The following is a 14,428-nucleotide window of genomic DNA, read 5'->3' on the forward strand; positions in this document are numbered from 1 at the left end:
AGACTCCACCGCTCAGAAAAGCGCCAAGTGTAACGGCGTGAGCCCATGCAGTCAGTACAGGCTGGTGCGCTGCCGCTGTTGCAGGTCGCGCTCATAGGCCGCGACGTCGAAGGTTTCATCGATGCAGCGGAAGATATCACCGGCGCTGGGCAGGCTGCCGCGCTCGACCTGGCGCGCGGCATCCCATAGCCCCGAACGCAGCGCCGCCTTGGCACACTGGAAATAGCAACTCTGCACCTGAATGCGCAGCACGCTGCGCGGCAGCTTGCCCTGGGCACGGCCCAGTTCCAGCAGTTCGGGGTCGAGGGAAATTTCTGCGCGGCCATTGACTCGCAGGCTCTCGCCGACGCCTGGAATCAGGAACAGCAGCGCCACCTGCGGCTTGAGCACGATATTGCGCAGGCTGTCGATGCGATTGTTGCCGGGGCGATCCGGCAGCAGCAGGGTCTGGTCGTCGAGAATCTGCACGAAGCCCGGCGCATCACCACGCGGCGAGCAATCCAGGCCATCCGGGCCAACGCTCGCCAGCACCACGAAGGGCGAGGCTTCGATCAGCGCGCGGTAGGGTTCGATCAGCCGCGGCAGTTCCTTGCGCCGTGAGCGCTCATGGCTTTCGCCGTACAGTGCCTGCAATTCATCCAGCGTGGTGATGGTGGTCATGAGCCCTTCAGTTGCGCATAGCGGTCGCAGTCGGTGGTGTGGTCCATCACCATACCCGTGGCCTGCATGAAGGCATAACAGATGGTCGGCCCGACGAAGTTGAAGCCCGCCTTGCGCAAAGCCTTGCTCATCGCCTCGGCTTCAGGCGTCACTGCCAGCATCTGGCTGCGGTCGCTGAAGTGGTTGATCTTCGGTGCGCCGCCGACGAACGACCAGAGCCAGGTCACCGGATCCTCCAGCTGCAGCCAGGCCTGGGCGTTCTGCCGCACGGCCTTGAGCTTGAGGCGATTGCGGATGATCCCGGGATCCTGCATCAGCACCTCGATCTCTTCGTCAGTGAGGCGGGCCAGACGCTCGGGATCGAAGCCATGCAGTACCTGGCGATAACGCTCGCGCTTCTTCAGCACGGTGATCCACGACAGGCCGGCCTGCGCGCCCTCGAGCAACAGCATCTCGAACAGATGCCGGGCATCGCGCTGCGGCACGCCCCATTCCTCGTCGTGGTAGGCCTGGTACAGCGGATCGTCGGTACACCAGAAGCAACGGGGCATGGCGGAAAGCCTCGGTCAGGATGAAGCAGCGACTATAATCACAAAACAGCTGGATATAAATACAGCTACATGCATCACGGATGATGCCGATGTGCCGTACCCTGCGGCCTGCGCCGAGTTTCGATATACTCACCGGCTTTCCCTCGCAAGCCTCCACAGGTGATTTTTTCGTGAGCCAGAACAAGCCTGCCGTGCGCACCTTCCAGGACCTGATCCTGGCCCTGCAGAACTACTGGGCCGAACAGGGCTGCGTGGTGCTGCAACCCTACGACATGGAAGTGGGCGCCGGCACCTTCCACACCGCCACCTTCCTGCGCGCCGTCGGCCCCGAGACCTGGAACGCCGCCTACGTGCAGCCTTCGCGTCGCCCCACCGACGGCCGCTATGGCGAAAACCCCAACCGCCTGCAGCACTACTACCAGTTCCAGGTGGTCTTGAAGCCCAACCCGGAGAACTTCCAGGAGCTGTATTTGGGTTCGCTGAGGGCCATCGGCCTCGATCCGGAAGTGCATGACATCCGCTTCGTCGAAGACAACTGGGAATCGCCGACTCTCGGTGCCTGGGGTCTGGGCTGGGAAATCTGGCTCAACGGCATGGAAGTCACCCAGTTCACCTACTTCCAGCAAGTCGGTGGCCTCGAGTGCTACCCGGTGACCGGCGAGATCACCTACGGCCTGGAGCGCCTGGCCATGTACCTGCAGGGCGTCGACTCGGTCTACGACCTGATCTGGACCGACGGCCCGTTCGGCACCGTGACCTATGGCGATGTGTTCCACCAGAACGAAGTGGAGCAGTCCACCTACAACTTCGAGCACGCCAACGTCGAGAAGCTGTTCGAGCTGTTCGATTTCTACGAGAGCGAAGCCAACCGCCTGATCGAGCTGGAGCTGCCGCTGCCGACCTACGAGATGGTGCTCAAGGCCTCGCACACCTTCAACCTGCTCGACGCCCGCCGTGCCATCTCGGTGACCGCACGTCAGCAGTACATCCTGCGCGTGCGCACCCTGGCCCGCGCCGTGGCGCAGAGCTACCTGCAGGCGCGCGCCAAGCTCGGCTTCCCCATGGCCACCCCCGAACTGCGTGACGAAGTACTGGCCAAGCTCAAGGATGCGGGTCTCCTGCAAGACGAAGTACTGGGCAACACCCTGGAGGCGCAAGCATGAGTGCACAAGATTTCCTGGTCGAACTGGGCACCGAAGAGCTGCCACCGAAAGCCCTGAAAAGCCTCGGTGAGGCCTTCCTCGCCGGTATCGAGAAAGGCCTCAAGGCCGCTGGCCTGGGCTACGCCGGCACCCGCGTGTACGCCGCGCCGCGCCGCCTGGCGGTGTTGGTCGAGCAGCTCGAAGAACAGCAGGCCGACCGCAGCATGAACCTCGACGGCCCTCCCATCCAGGCCGCCTTCGATGCCGATGGTAACCCGACCCAGGCCGCCCTGGGCTTCGCCCGCAAGTGCGGTGTGGACATCAACGAGATCGACCGCAGCGGCGCGAAACTGCGCTTCGCCCAGCACATTCCTGGTCAGCCAGCAGTCAACCTGCTGCCAACCATCGTGCAGGACTCGCTGAACGACCTGCCGATTCCCAAGCGTATGCGTTGGGCCGCCCGCCGTGACGAATTCGTGCGCCCGACCCAGTGGCTGGTGATGCTGTTCGGTGACGCCGTGGTCGACTGCGAGATCCTTGCGCAAAAAGCCGGTCGCGTCTCCCGCGGCCACCGCTTCCACGCCAACCGCGATGTGCGCATCAGCAGTCCGGCCAACTACGCCGAAGACCTGCGTAGCGCCTATGTGCTGGCCGACTTCGCCGAACGCCGCGAGCTCATCAGCCGCCGCGTCGACGAACTGGCTGCGGCCGAGCAGGGCAGCGCTATCGTGCCGCCGGCGCTGCTGGATGAAGTGACCGCCCTGGTCGAATGGCCGGTGCCGCTGGTTTGCTCCTTCGAGGAGCGCTTCCTCGAGGTGCCGCAGGAAGCACTGATCAGCACCATGCAGGACAACCAGAAGTACTTCTGCCTGCTCGATGGCAACGGCAAGCTGCTGCCGCGCTTCATCACCGTGGCCAACGTCGAGTCCAAGGACCCGGCGCAGATCGTCTCGGGTAACGAGAAGGTGGTGCGTCCGCGCCTGACCGACGCCGAGTTCTTCTTCAAGCAGGACAAGAAGCAGAAGCTCGAAGGCTTCAACCAGCGCCTGGCCAACGTGGTGTTCCAAGCACAACTGGGTTCGGTATTTGAAAAAGCCCAACGGGTATCGACGCTCGCCGGCTTTATCGCCCGCGAAGTCGGTGGCGACGCCCAGCGCGCCGCCCGTGCCGGCCTGCTGTCGAAATGCGACCTGGCCACCGAGATGGTTGGCGAATTCCCCGAAATGCAGGGCATCGCCGGCTACTACTACGCGCTCAGCGACGGTGAGCCGCAGGACGTCGCCCTGGCCCTGAACGAGCAGTACATGCCGCGTGGTGCTGGTGCCGAACTGCCGAGCACCCTGACCGGTGCTGCCGTGGCCGTGGCCGACAAGCTCGACACCCTGGTCGGCATCTTCGGCATCGGCATGCTGCCGACCGGCTCGAAAGACCCCTACGCCCTGCGCCGCGCCGCCCTCGGCGTGCTGCGTATCCTGATCGAGAAGGGCCTGGATCTGGATCTAGCCGCTGCAGTCGACTTCGCCGTCGCCCAGTACGCCGGCAAGATCAAGACCGAAGGCTTGGCCGCCCAGGTGCTGGAGTTCATCTTCGACCGCCTGCGTGCGCGCTACGAAGACGAAGGCGTCGAAGTGGCCGTGTACCAGGCGGTACGTGCGGTCACTCCGACCTCGCCGCTGGACTTCGACCAGCGCGTGCAGGCCGTTCAGGCCTTCCGCAAGCTGCCGCAGGCCGCTGCCCTGGCCGCTGCCAACAAGCGTGTGTCGAACCTGCTGAGCAAGGCCGAAGGTGGCGTCGCCGCCCAGGTCGAAGCGCACTACTTCGACAACCCCAGCGAGTTCGCCCTGCACGCCGCCATCCAGCAGGCCGACCAGGCCGTACAGCCGCTGGCCGCCGCCCGCCAGTACAACGAGGCCCTGACCAAGCTGGCTGGTCTGCGCGAGCCGGTGGACGCGTTCTTCGAGGCGGTGCTGGTCAACGCCGAAGACGCCCGCGTGCGCGCCAACCGTTACGCCCTGCTGGCCCGCCTGCGCGGGCTGTTCCTCGGCGTGGCGGACATCTCGGTACTGGGCTGACGCCAGGCGCTGGCCACGAAGGTTTTCGCGGCCAGCGTTCGTTTCCACCTCTGCTTCTGGCGTGGCTGCATGAAACTGCTGATCCTCGACCGCGACGGTGTCATCAACCAAGACTCCGACGCCTATATCAAGACGCTCGACGAGTGGATACCGATTCCTTCGTCGATCGCCGCCATCGCGCGCCTGTCGCAAGCGGGTTGGACAGTGGCCGTGGCTACCAACCAGTCCGGCATCGCCCGTGGCTATTACGACCTGGCGACCCTGGAGTCGATGCACGCGCGCCTGCGCCAACTGGTTGCGAAGCAGGGCGGCGAAATCGGCCTGATCGTCCACTGCCCGCACGGCCCGGACGATGGCTGCGACTGCCGCAAGCCGAAACCAGGCATGCTCCGGCAGATTGCTGCGCACTACGCCACGGATCTGGCAGGAATCTGGTTCGTCGGCGATACCGGCGGTGACCTGCAGGCGGCGCTGGCCGTCGATTGTCAGCCTGTGCTGGTGAAAACCGGCAAGGGCGAACGAACCCTGGCCAAACCATTGCCGCCGGGAACCCTGGTATTCGATGATCTGGCGGCTGTCGCCGATCAATTGCTCTCATAAGGTGTGAAGGTTCATGGCGCTAGTGCAGGCATTCAGAGTCACGCTTTTCTACCTGCTGCTGTCGTCCAGCTCGTTCTTCTGGTGCCTGATCAGCCTGGTGGTCGCACCACTGCTGCCGTTCCGCCAACGCTACCGCTTCGTGGTTCAGGCCTGGTGCAACTGCGCCGTGTGGCTGGCCAAGGTGATCGTCGGGATTCGCTATGAAGTGCGCGGCTTGGAGAACATTCCCGAGCGCCCCTGCGTGATCCTCGCCAACCACCAGAGCACCTGGGAGACCTTCTTCCTCTCCGCCTATTTCGAGCCGCTCAGCCAGGTGGTCAAGCGCGAGCTGCTGCGCGTACCATTCTTCGGCTGGGGCATGGCGCTGCTCAAGCCCATCGCCATCGACCGCAGCAACCCCAAGGCCGCGCTCAAGCAACTGGCCAAGCAGGGCGACGAGCGTCTCAAGCAGGGCGCCTGGGTGCTGGTGTTCCCCGAAGGCACGCGGATTCCGCCAGGCCAGATCGGCAAGTTCTCCCGTGGTGGAACTGCCCTGGCGGTGAATGCCGGCCTGCCGGTGCTGCCCATCGCCCACAACGCCGGTGAGTTCTGGCCCAAGGCCGGCTGGGGCAAGCGCCCGGGCACTATCCAGGTGATCATCGGCCAGCCGATGTACGCAGAAGGCGAAGGGCCGCGTGCCATCGCCGAGCTCAACGAACGTGCTTTTCACTGGGTACGCCAGCAACAGACCGAACTGCGTGGCGAAGAGCCGCAGCTGAGCCGACTGGGCGAAACCGCCTGATCTGTGGATAAGCTGTGCACGGAACACAATCAAATCGCCACTATTGCTTGTATCTAGCTGATTTTACTGGCGAATTGTCATCGCTAGGAAAATCGCCTAACAGGGTATAAGTTGTCGCCTCTGTAGGGCGGGTGCAACCCGCCATCAGCGCTTTGGCGGCTTGCACCTGTCGAGGGCGACAAAGGCGTCATTTCTCAACCTATATAAATCAATGACTTAGGCGTTAAATGGGCACAATTATTGGCATGATTGAGCCACATAAAATGGCATTTTCTGTCGAAATGACCGCAATTAGTGTCATTTTCCGCAAGCCCCTGAATCGAGCCGCGTGCAGCACTACATTTCGGTAAGACAGCCGACGTGGTGGAGGCAGGCCTCAAGCCACGGCTTGCATTGGCAACCTGTCAATGGAGCCCAGATTACGGCGAATCCAGCGCATAGGAAACAGCCACTTTCCACCTCCGATGGACGGAAAGCTTGGTGGCTGTCTGAGGACTCATTAACCCTTTGCCAGCAGTTCCATTGAGCTGGACGAATCCGCAAATCGATAGCCCATAGCCTTGTAACCCGCTTGGCGCTTACTCCACATACGGAGCAATGCAGGATGTCCGGAATCGATGAAGTCGATGATGCGCACATCCGCCTTACTCGCATGTTCCCGATGCAGGCGGCCCGCATACTGCTGGAGAGTGCCCTTCCAGGAAACCGGCATGGCCAGTACCAAGGTATCCAGTGCCGGGTGGTCAAAACCCTCTCCAACCAATTTCCCGGTTGCCAGGATCACGCGTGGGGCATCAGCTGGCAGTGCTTCCAGTTCGCCAATTAGCGCAGCGCGTTGCTTCTTGGACATCCGCCCATGCAGCGTGAATAGGTTCTCGACCCGACCGACCAACTGCTCCTCAATAGCCTTGAGGTGATCCGTTCGCTCAGTCAGCACCAGGATCTTCCGGCCTTGGTCAAAAACGTCTCCAACCTCAGCAACAATCTTGGCTGTTCGCTCTGTGTCGCTGCACACCTGCAAGAAGACATCTTGGATGCCTGTCCCTTCGGGCACGACTATCGGTCGAGACAGCCACAGCGGTGTCACAGCCAGATCGGCTGGAGCACTCTCGGGCCTGCTCGCGGTATGCCGAATGGGCCCGCACTGCATGAAGATAATCGGCTGCTGACCATCACGACGTACTGGCGTAGCGGTCAGACCCAAAACATATTTGGCCCCAGCAGCCTTGAGGAGAGCCTCGAACGAAAAGGCTGACAGGTGATGGCACTCATCCACGATGATTTGCCCGTAGTTTTTCACCTGCTCGCTCACTTCGCCCTGCCGCGACAAGGACTGCATTACGGCAATGTCGATGATGCCTGTCGGCTTGGCCTTACCACCGCCGATGGTGCCGATCTTCGTTTTGTCTGCCCCCAGAAACGCCTGCAAACGCTCCTTCCACTGCTGGAGCAACTCCGTCCGGTGCACCAGCACCAGCGTGTTCACACCGCGCTGGGCAATCAGCGCGGCAGCCGTGACGGTTTTCCCAAAAGCTGTTGGGGCATAAAGGATGCCAGTGTCGTGCACCAGCAGAGCAGCCAGTGCAGCCTCCTGATCCGAACGCAGTTTTCCCACAAAACGGACATCGATGGGCTCCCCAGCGAAGCGCTCATCATGCAGCGCCAGCTCTACCTTGTTTTCATCCAACAGTGCCTGGACGTCATCCAGGCATCCGCGCGGCAGGGCAATGTGCTGCGGATAGTTTTCAGCACAGCCGATGATCCGGGGCTTGTTCCACACAGGAAGGCGCATGGCCTGAGCCTTGTAGAACTCGGGATTCTGAAATGCCGCCAGCCTAATAAGCTTGTTGATCAAAGATTGGGGCAGTTCAGACTTGCTGAAATAGATCTGGTTAGCCAGGGTCACTCTCACTGACGCGGGTAACGGGCAGGTCAGTTTCTGAGTCTTTTCCGGCGTGCGCTGCCAGGGCTTCGCGTCGTCATCATCCGTTAGGTCTGCAACATCCAGCGGATGGCGACCGCCGCTAGCACGCAGAGTGGCCGGTGCAATATCCCTCACCTGCATGGGTTGGATACTGGCCAAAAATGCCCACTGGTCGGGATAGGGCTCCAGCGTCTCATCGACAAAAACACTACCGCCCCGAGCGCGAGCCCGCTTCTGCAAGGGCAGGGCAATCAAGTTGCCAAAGCCGCCTTTGGGCATGCTGTCCTGATTTGGAAACAGTCGGTCATACGAGCCCAGCGTCAGTTGCCGGGTACGCTCGCAAGTATGGCTGATGATCGCGGAGCCTAGCAGGCGCGCCTCAGAGGCGGGGACATTACGCTCAAAGAAAATCCAGGCATGCGCCCCGTTACCGGAGCGAGAAATCTCCAGTGCCACCGGCACACCCAACTCACGGCAAGACTGAGCGAACGCCGTGACATCCTCGCGCCAATCGGCCTCGTCAAAATCCACTGCCAGGAAGTAGCAGGTGTCATCTGGAAGCAGTGGGTAAACGCCGATAACAATCTCGCCGGCCAAATGCTTATAGAGCACCTGATCGGTCAGCGGCAGGAGTTGGCGGAACGAGCAAGCTCCGCACTTGATCCGTGGCTTCTCACACACACCGGGTCGCCATTCATTGGCGCACGCCGGTGAGTAGCCCGATTTACCGACCTTGCTTTCCCAGCGCACGGGAAACACATCGGCACGGCCCCGAAACAGTCCCCTGAACAACGCCAACTTGGCATCCGTGTCGAGACTCGAACTTATCAGTGGAGGCGGGCTAGTCGGTTCGACTAGCGGCGGCTCGTCAGGCAAGCGCCACTCGATGCCATGACTTTCCAGCAGAGCGATCAGGCGAGCATTTTCGGCCCGTAAATGCTCAAGCAGATCACCACCATCCATCGTGCCTAGACCACCTTTTCAGTCAGAGGGGAACAGCTGACCCAGCCAGCTATTTAAGGCGCTCGGCTGCCTTGCGGTACGCCTGCTCGCGCTCACGGCGATCAACCGCGACCACAAACACCACCACCTCATGGTCGATCACCTGATACACCAGGCGATAACCACTGCTACGCAGCTTGATCTTGTAGCAATCCGGCAACGAATGGAGCCGGTTGGCTTCAATTCGCGGATTCAGCAGCACCTCAGCGAGCTTTTTCTTAAGCTGCTGGCGAACGGTATCACCCAGCTTTTGCCATTCCTTCAGTGCCCGTGCATCAAACTCAAGGCTATAGGTCATCCAGCGCAACCTTCACGCGCTGGGGAGCGGCCAGGCGCTCACGAACCGTGGCGATTAACGCTTCATCTTCCTCGGTCATCAGCACCGGGCGAAATGGCAGCTGTCCGCGCTCGGCCACATATTGCAGGGCTTGGCGCATCAGTTCAGAGGGGGTGACGCCAAGCTTTTCCAGCTCCTGGTAAGCACGGGCTTTAAGCTCGTCGTCGATACGGATATTGATCGAAGCCATGAGAGCGGCCTCCACGTAAAGACATTCGTCATTACGATGACACTCTTGCGTTTTTTTGGCAACCGCTCGATCACGATTCATTGACGGGCATGAGGTTCATACCTGCTACCGAGCTGCTCAGAAATTTATTAACAATCCTGTTAAGAAAATCTCGACCACTCTGCCGACTGAATTTGACCCTGGGCACACAGGGAGCAGGGGGGCAACGAGGCAGATAGATTCCACCTGTGCGAGGGGTCAACAGCCCCGCTGATGAGCCTGTTGACCCTGTTCAGTTACTTCGACTTCGTTAGTGCGGCCTCCGCGAAAGGTCACGCCACTGAAGTAGCAGATCGTCTCTTGTACCGAATCTGAGGGTGATGGTTGACTCGCTTCATCTCGAAAAGATCGATGGCCGCAAAAAGGTCTACCAGCCGTGGATAACCGTAGTTCCGGGCATCGAACGATGCCTGATTGCCGATCCGACTACCCACTGTCGCTAGAGAAGCCCAACCATCTTCACTCTCCGCATATGCGACTGCGTTACGCAGCAGGTTCATTAGCTTGGTATCACACTTGAGCTCTTTACCGGTTTTCCTCTCCGGCGCAGGCACGAGCCCTGAGTCTTCAACTGCCAAGCTTTTCTCCAGATGAGTGATCAGAGCACCGACCTGATCATCCGTCAGCTCTGGTTGATCAACATACAGAAATCGAGAGCAAGCATTAACGAAAGGCTCTGGCGTTTTGCGTTCACCAAAACCCACGACCTGCTTGCCTTCGGCTCGCAGCCGCATGACTAGTGGGGTGAAATCACAGTCGGACGAAACCAAGCAGAAGACATCGACTGGCTTATTGAACAGTACATCCATGGCATCAACAGCCATGGCCATGTCTGTCGCGTTCTTACCTTTAACCAGATCGAACTGCTGAATAGGCTGTATTGCATGCTCATGCAGCACTTTGCCCCACGGATCCAGGCATGGGTTTTTCCAGTTGCCATAGGCCCGACGAATAGAAACCGAGCCATAGGAAGCGAGTTCAGCGAGCACGTCCCCTATCTTGCGGCTTGGAGCATTGCCAGCATCAATGAACATGGCAACGTTCAAGCTCTGTTGCTGGCCACTCATACGAAACGCCCCCTAGCAGTAGACATCCTGTCCAAGGCGCCTTCAGATCCAATATTGCTGAACAATTCTGCCGCCTGCTTCTTGGCCTTTGCCTCGTCAGCAGCACTTAATGGCGCCAGCCTTACGCCCTCATCGCCAGCGACATAGAGCGGGCCACCTTGATCATCGTCGTACTCCTGGTCTGCGTACATGCCACCATCATGGTATGCCCGCAGCGTACTCTTGCGCAGATCAGTACCCAGGTGCTCGGCAAGGTAAACCCAGACCCAGTTCTGGAATAGATTGCCCCGGTCATCTTCATCGATCAGATCGCGCATCGCATCGACATCACCATGCAAAGCAGCCTGATGATTCCAATGTCTTGCAGAGTCATGATCATCGACTCCCTGAGCCAACCAGGCTAAAGAGCGCATCGCCTCAACATCGCCTAAACCTGCGGCCTCCTTGAACCAGTGCTCAGCTTGCTCATGGTCATCCCGATCAACTGCAAGCTGTGCCTTATCAAGAGCAAGATCCAACCTGGCATCTGCCCACCCAAGACGGGCAGCCTCATTCAGATGAAGTGCTTCTCGCTCCGCATTAAGCAGCTGAGTCTTGTAGGCAGTTGCCCATTCGAGCTGCACCCCATCAAGATCACGTCCCTGCTCCATGAGCGAGTACCAATAAGAGGAGCCTCTCTCTTCGCTGAGGTCAGCGCCTCTATATATAAGTGCCAAAGCGTAGTGAGCTACCGCACTGCCTCTCGAAGCCGTACCGTTCAGCCCGTCAATCAACAATGCGAGTTTTGCATGGTCGAGTGACGGTGTCGGATTGCCTGCTGGCTCAGCCTCCGAGGCTTGATCCTCGTCCTCATCAACCTCAAACCACTCTTCTGGATATGCCCAACGATCCTGTTCCAGAGCATCTATGACGGACTCAACAGAGATAACCCCCAGGCGCTGACCAGCAATCATGCTGAGCAGAGCCTCTCCAGCCGTGTCAGCAACCGACTGATAACCCAACTCAACTAATCGACGGTGAAGTGTCGCCAAACAGGAGGCTACAGGCTCTTGTGGGCGCTGCATTACAGCCATGAGGTGCGTCGCATCCAACGAGGCACGGGTATTGAACCCGAAGCTCGCGGCAAATAGCTCATAGATATGCGAGTGGCGAAATGACTGCTGAGTAACAGAGTCGAGCTGTTGCTTGGTGGCGTAGACGAGTTCTTTGATAGCCATGAAACCAATCCTCATCGCCTGACGTACGGAGCGAAAGGCACACGTTTAAGCCCCGGACATCCAGGCTTGGGAGGGTTTCTCAGCTAGAGAGATATGAATCGAGGGAATACGAAGCCTTTTTTAACTCGTGTGCAAGTTGGGCGGGCGCCTGCACAGATTCTAGCTAGCAAGCTGTCGCAAAGTCGAGCACGAAACCAGCCAACGTAGGCGATCAGCCACAAGCAGTACTACTGACAGTCTGAAACCGAGCGAATAAAATTCCAAAATAGATGGAATATTCTATTGACGATGGAATCTTGCCATCCTAAGATTTCAACATTCCAAACAGAGTAGAACATTAGACATGCAAGAGCTATTCGAGTGCTTCATCAAGCCCGACAAGATCCTCACACGAGAAGCCATCACCCATGAGGCTCGAATGACTTATTGGGGGCATCTGGAAGCCACTATTTATCAGTTTCACTCTATGCACAGCGCAGCAGAACTGGACGCCATACTGCAAGGCGAACCCACAATCGTCGCTACGGCCCAAGCATGTTACGACTACGCAATCAACGGAGTCCTGCGACCTGCCACTTCAGATGTTGAGGCTGAATCGATAAGCCATGACTGGAAGGCGTTAGCAAGCCTGATCCGGGCCGCACGATACGGCATTGAGTTCTTCAGTCCAGAGGTCGACAGTGAAGACGTTGGGGTTCCTGATCAACTTGAGCAGCTTATGTTTCACGCCATGCTCAGGGCGCGTCTCGACCTGGCCACGATACCCAATCTAGATGAAGACGTGCTTCCAAGCCCTTTGAGACCTGCAACGTCACATAAGTTAAACCTCAAAGAGATCGGTGTTTTGGCCCGCATGGAAGAAAAATCTGTGCGCAACGCCACCCAACCCAAGGCACCAGATCGCCTTCAAACCTGCAAGGAAGGCACTCGAACCGTAGTCGAATTCCATGAGGCGCTGCGCTGGCTGAAAGGGCGCCGCCACTTCAAACCTACTGTTCTGGTTTGAGGTGCACTCATGTTCATGACCCGACACGCCGAACTGCGTTGCCAGGAGCGTCGTATCAGCGAAAAGCAACTGGAATGGCTGCTGTCCTACGGAGAGGAAAGCCATAACCGAGGCGTCTGCCTGTGCTTTTTCGACCGAGCAGGTTTCTCACAGTTACTGGGAGATGTAGACCCCACAAACCAGGAACTGGCCTTACGCAGTAGAGACATCTACGCGGTGCTGACAGAGAGCAAGGTCATCACCGTGGGTTATCGGGACGAAAGGCTGAGGCCGCAAAAAGCACACAAGCGAGTTCGACGCGGCACACCCACTAACTCAGCTGCCCGTCGCATTCACCACCGTACGCGTTAACTCAAGGAATGAATCATGAGCCACTTTGAACAATTCAGCCCGATCCTCCTCAACTCAACTATCAACCTGAGCGGCGCCGATTTGCCCAAGGAGTTGTTGCTGTCATCGGAGGGCAGTGTTCAGACCTTCTACGCCCCCTTCGACTACATCAACACTAAAGCCCGGATCACTATCTGCGGCATCACGCCAGGTCATCAGCAAGCGGTGAACGCACTGAGCGAGGCACGCAGACAGCTAAAAGCAGGGGCATCCATTGAAGAGGCCAGAAGGAAATCCAAGGAAACCGCAAGCTTTTCTGGGCCAATGCGCAACAACCTGATTGCCATGCTCGATCACATTGGCATTGCGAAACTGCTCGGGATCGATAGCTGTGCCCGGCTATTCGATACCCACACACACCTGGTGCATTACACCTCCGCACTGCGCTATCCAGTTTTCGTCAATGGCGCGAACTACAGCGGCAGTCCATCAATGCTCAAGCAGAAATCCATGCGAGAGCAGGTCGAGACGCATCTTGCCGAAGAGGTAAAAGCACTGGGCAAAAACTGCCTCTACGTGCCCCTTGGGCCCAAAGTGGCCGAAGCCCTTGAGCATCTACAACGCCAAGGCCTGCTCAAGCCTGAGCAGGTTCTCGCAGGTCTTCCCCATCCGTCAGGCGCTAACGCCGAACGCATCAGTTACTTTCTGGGCAACAAAGCTCGTGAACACCTATCTGCAAAAACCAATGCGCAGGTACTGGACGCTGCACGAACTCAGCTGTGCGCCAAAGTATCCAGCATTGCAGCTCAAGGGTGGCGCTGATGCGAACACTCTTAAATTTGCCAATGTGGACACTGTTGTCGATCAATCTCTGGGGCTTCCGAAAACTGCTCACGATGGCCGAGGAACAAACTCAGGACGCTCTGAACCTGTTTTGCAGTAGCTGCTCGACTGATAGCAGCATCTGTGAGCGCCCTCAGCATTGCCGGCTGCAAAGGCTCAGGGATCGAGAAGCTCTCCTTAAGAACGTGATACTCGAAACAGAAGACCGAATAGCTCGGCTGGTCGGACTCTGACGAGAGAAAACCCATTTTTAGATCCAGGCACAGCACTATGAGCAACCTCTTCAGCGGGCCGTATTTTGATCATGTGATGGCACAAGAGCCGCTCCGATCAGCCGAATACTTTACCCATGGCTCCTCAGCAATGCTTTTTCGGCGTGACGGCCAGCTCTATCGGCTAACCACTGACGGAAGAGGCCACTGCTTTCTTTCCGAGCAGTCAGCCAAGGGCAATCCACACGTGGTCAGGGTTATCCAGGACTTCGGGCCAGTAGCACCGTATCCGTCCGGCCAACACACCTTCCTGGCCCCGACGCCAAAGGCGATGGTGTCCACCTGATTTAAGTGGACACCATTTCTAGCCTTTTAAGCGGGTCTTTCATGCAGCCACAACGCCGTTCCTACTCCAAATCCTTCAAGGCTCAGATCATTCAAGAGTGCGCCCAGCC

The 14,428-nt window shown here is 58.6% G+C and carries 15 protein-coding genes; 8 read left to right on the forward strand and 7 right to left on the reverse strand.

Annotated elements, in window-relative coordinates; genetic code table 11:
• Nucleotides 1-51: 51 nt before the first annotated feature.
• Both DBO86_RS10480 and DBO86_RS10485 read right to left on the reverse strand, forming a co-directional pair.
• Nucleotides 52-660 (reverse strand): pyridoxamine 5'-phosphate oxidase family protein, encoded by a 609-nt coding sequence (locus DBO86_RS10480; protein WP_108233620.1) that lies wholly within the window; start codon nucleotides 658-660, stop codon nucleotides 52-54.
• Nucleotides 657-1,211 (reverse strand): DNA-3-methyladenine glycosylase I, encoded by a 555-nt coding sequence (locus DBO86_RS10485; RefSeq protein WP_108233621.1) that lies wholly within the window; start codon nucleotides 1,209-1,211, stop codon nucleotides 657-659. Before DBO86_RS10485 ends, DBO86_RS10480 begins: the two co-directional genes overlap by 4 nt.
• Nucleotides 1,212-1,381: 170 nt before the next feature.
• Here DBO86_RS10485 and glyQ point away from each other — a divergent pair, with 170 nt between their 5' ends.
• From glyQ to DBO86_RS10505, 4 genes are all read left to right on the forward strand, one after another.
• Nucleotides 1,382-2,374, forward strand: a complete 993-nt coding sequence (gene glyQ, locus DBO86_RS10490; protein WP_108233644.1) for a glycine--tRNA ligase subunit alpha — start codon at nucleotides 1,382-1,384, stop codon at nucleotides 2,372-2,374.
• On the forward strand, nucleotides 2,371-4,425 hold the full coding sequence (glyS, locus tag DBO86_RS10495) for a glycine--tRNA ligase subunit beta (RefSeq protein WP_108233622.1): 2,055 nt from the start codon (nucleotides 2,371-2,373) through the stop codon (nucleotides 4,423-4,425). The genes glyQ and glyS overlap by 4 nt, the downstream gene beginning before the upstream one ends.
• Before the next feature lie 69 nt (nucleotides 4,426-4,494).
• Entirely contained in the window at nucleotides 4,495-5,025 is a 531-nt protein-coding gene (gmhB, locus tag DBO86_RS10500) for a D-glycero-beta-D-manno-heptose 1,7-bisphosphate 7-phosphatase (protein ID WP_108233623.1), read from the forward strand.
• A gap of 13 nt (nucleotides 5,026-5,038) precedes the next feature.
• On the forward strand, nucleotides 5,039-5,806 hold the full coding sequence (locus tag DBO86_RS10505) for a lysophospholipid acyltransferase family protein (RefSeq protein ID WP_108233624.1): 768 nt from the start codon (nucleotides 5,039-5,041) through the stop codon (nucleotides 5,804-5,806).
• A gap of 499 nt (nucleotides 5,807-6,305) precedes the next feature.
• On the opposite strand, the gene DBO86_RS10510 is transcribed toward DBO86_RS10505, so the two are convergent.
• The 5 genes from DBO86_RS10510 to DBO86_RS10530 form a co-directional block, all read right to left on the reverse strand.
• Nucleotides 6,306-8,693: a TOTE conflict system archaeo-eukaryotic primase domain-containing protein gene (locus tag DBO86_RS10510; RefSeq protein WP_108233625.1), complete on the reverse strand. Its 2,388-nt coding sequence runs from the start codon at nucleotides 8,691-8,693 to the stop codon at nucleotides 6,306-6,308.
• Nucleotides 8,694-8,742: 49 nt separating this feature from the next.
• Nucleotides 8,743-9,030 carry a type II toxin-antitoxin system RelE family toxin gene (locus DBO86_RS10515; RefSeq protein ID WP_003284885.1) on the reverse strand — a complete coding sequence of 96 codons (288 nt, stop codon included), beginning with the start codon at nucleotides 9,028-9,030 and terminating at the stop codon, nucleotides 8,743-8,745.
• Nucleotides 9,020-9,259 carry a type II toxin-antitoxin system RelB/DinJ family antitoxin gene (locus DBO86_RS10520; RefSeq protein WP_003284884.1) on the reverse strand — a complete coding sequence of 80 codons (240 nt, stop codon included), beginning with the start codon at nucleotides 9,257-9,259 and terminating at the stop codon, nucleotides 9,020-9,022. The genes DBO86_RS10515 and DBO86_RS10520 overlap by 11 nt, the downstream gene beginning before the upstream one ends.
• Nucleotides 9,260-9,570: 311 nt before the next feature.
• Nucleotides 9,571-10,365 (reverse strand): NYN domain-containing protein, encoded by a 795-nt coding sequence (locus tag DBO86_RS10525; protein ID WP_108233626.1) that lies wholly within the window; start codon nucleotides 10,363-10,365, stop codon nucleotides 9,571-9,573.
• Complete coding sequence (locus DBO86_RS10530) at nucleotides 10,362-11,582, reverse strand: SEL1-like repeat protein (RefSeq protein ID WP_108233627.1); 1,221 nt, start codon at nucleotides 11,580-11,582, stop codon at nucleotides 10,362-10,364. Before DBO86_RS10530 ends, DBO86_RS10525 begins: the two co-directional genes overlap by 4 nt.
• Nucleotides 11,583-11,925: 343 nt before the next feature.
• Here DBO86_RS10530 and DBO86_RS10535 point away from each other — a divergent pair, with 343 nt between their 5' ends.
• The 4 genes from DBO86_RS10535 to DBO86_RS26015 all read left to right on the forward strand — a co-directional run bounded on the left by DBO86_RS10535 (nucleotide 11,926) and on the right by DBO86_RS26015 (nucleotide 14,319).
• A complete protein-coding gene (locus DBO86_RS10535; RefSeq protein WP_108233628.1) occupies nucleotides 11,926-12,588 on the forward strand; it encodes a hypothetical protein in 663 nt (220 codons plus the stop codon).
• A 9-nt stretch (nucleotides 12,589-12,597) separates the two neighbouring features.
• Nucleotides 12,598-12,939, forward strand: a complete 342-nt coding sequence (locus tag DBO86_RS25835) for a hypothetical protein (RefSeq protein ID WP_146173195.1) — start codon at nucleotides 12,598-12,600, stop codon at nucleotides 12,937-12,939.
• Nucleotides 12,940-12,954: 15 nt separating this feature from the next.
• Complete coding sequence (locus DBO86_RS26600; RefSeq protein WP_108233629.1) at nucleotides 12,955-13,740, forward strand: hypothetical protein; 786 nt, start codon at nucleotides 12,955-12,957, stop codon at nucleotides 13,738-13,740.
• A 291-nt stretch (nucleotides 13,741-14,031) separates the two neighbouring features.
• On the forward strand, nucleotides 14,032-14,319 hold the full coding sequence (locus DBO86_RS26015) for a hypothetical protein (RefSeq protein ID WP_167399115.1): 288 nt from the start codon (nucleotides 14,032-14,034) through the stop codon (nucleotides 14,317-14,319).
• Nucleotides 14,320-14,428 lie beyond the last annotated feature (109 nt).

This window comes from Ectopseudomonas oleovorans (assembly GCF_003052605.1).
Taxonomy (GTDB): Bacteria; Pseudomonadota; Gammaproteobacteria; order Pseudomonadales; family Pseudomonadaceae; genus Aquipseudomonas; species Aquipseudomonas oleovorans_A.

Bases quoted from the DNA above. Each gene is read 5' to 3' on its own strand.
- DBO86_RS10480 (WP_108233620.1), bottom strand. From the start codon at position 660: ATGACCACCATCACCACGCTGGATGAATTGCAGGCACTGTACGGCGAA.
- DBO86_RS10520 (WP_003284884.1), bottom strand. From the start codon at position 9,259: ATGGCTTCGATCAATATCCGTATCGACGACGAGCTTAAAGCCCGTGCT.
- DBO86_RS10510 (WP_108233625.1), bottom strand. From the start codon at position 8,693: ATGGATGGTGGTGATCTGCTTGAGCATTTACGGGCCGAAAATGCTCGC.
- DBO86_RS10515 (WP_003284885.1), bottom strand. From the start codon at position 9,030: ATGACCTATAGCCTTGAGTTTGATGCACGGGCACTGAAGGAATGGCAA.
- DBO86_RS25835 (WP_146173195.1), top strand. From the start codon at position 12,598: ATGTTCATGACCCGACACGCCGAACTGCGTTGCCAGGAGCGTCGTATC.
- DBO86_RS10505 (WP_108233624.1), top strand. From the start codon at position 5,039: ATGGCGCTAGTGCAGGCATTCAGAGTCACGCTTTTCTACCTGCTGCTG.
- DBO86_RS26600 (WP_108233629.1), top strand. From the start codon at position 12,955: ATGAGCCACTTTGAACAATTCAGCCCGATCCTCCTCAACTCAACTATC.
- DBO86_RS10525 (WP_108233626.1), bottom strand. From the start codon at position 10,365: ATGAGTGGCCAGCAACAGAGCTTGAACGTTGCCATGTTCATTGATGCT.
- DBO86_RS26015 (WP_167399115.1), top strand. From the start codon at position 14,032: ATGAGCAACCTCTTCAGCGGGCCGTATTTTGATCATGTGATGGCACAA.
- gmhB (WP_108233623.1), top strand. From the start codon at position 4,495: ATGAAACTGCTGATCCTCGACCGCGACGGTGTCATCAACCAAGACTCC.
- DBO86_RS10535 (WP_108233628.1), top strand. From the start codon at position 11,926: ATGCAAGAGCTATTCGAGTGCTTCATCAAGCCCGACAAGATCCTCACA.
- DBO86_RS10485 (WP_108233621.1), bottom strand. From the start codon at position 1,211: ATGCCCCGTTGCTTCTGGTGTACCGACGATCCGCTGTACCAGGCCTAC.
- glyS (WP_108233622.1), top strand. From the start codon at position 2,371: ATGAGTGCACAAGATTTCCTGGTCGAACTGGGCACCGAAGAGCTGCCA.
- DBO86_RS10530 (WP_108233627.1), bottom strand. From the start codon at position 11,582: ATGGCTATCAAAGAACTCGTCTACGCCACCAAGCAACAGCTCGACTCT.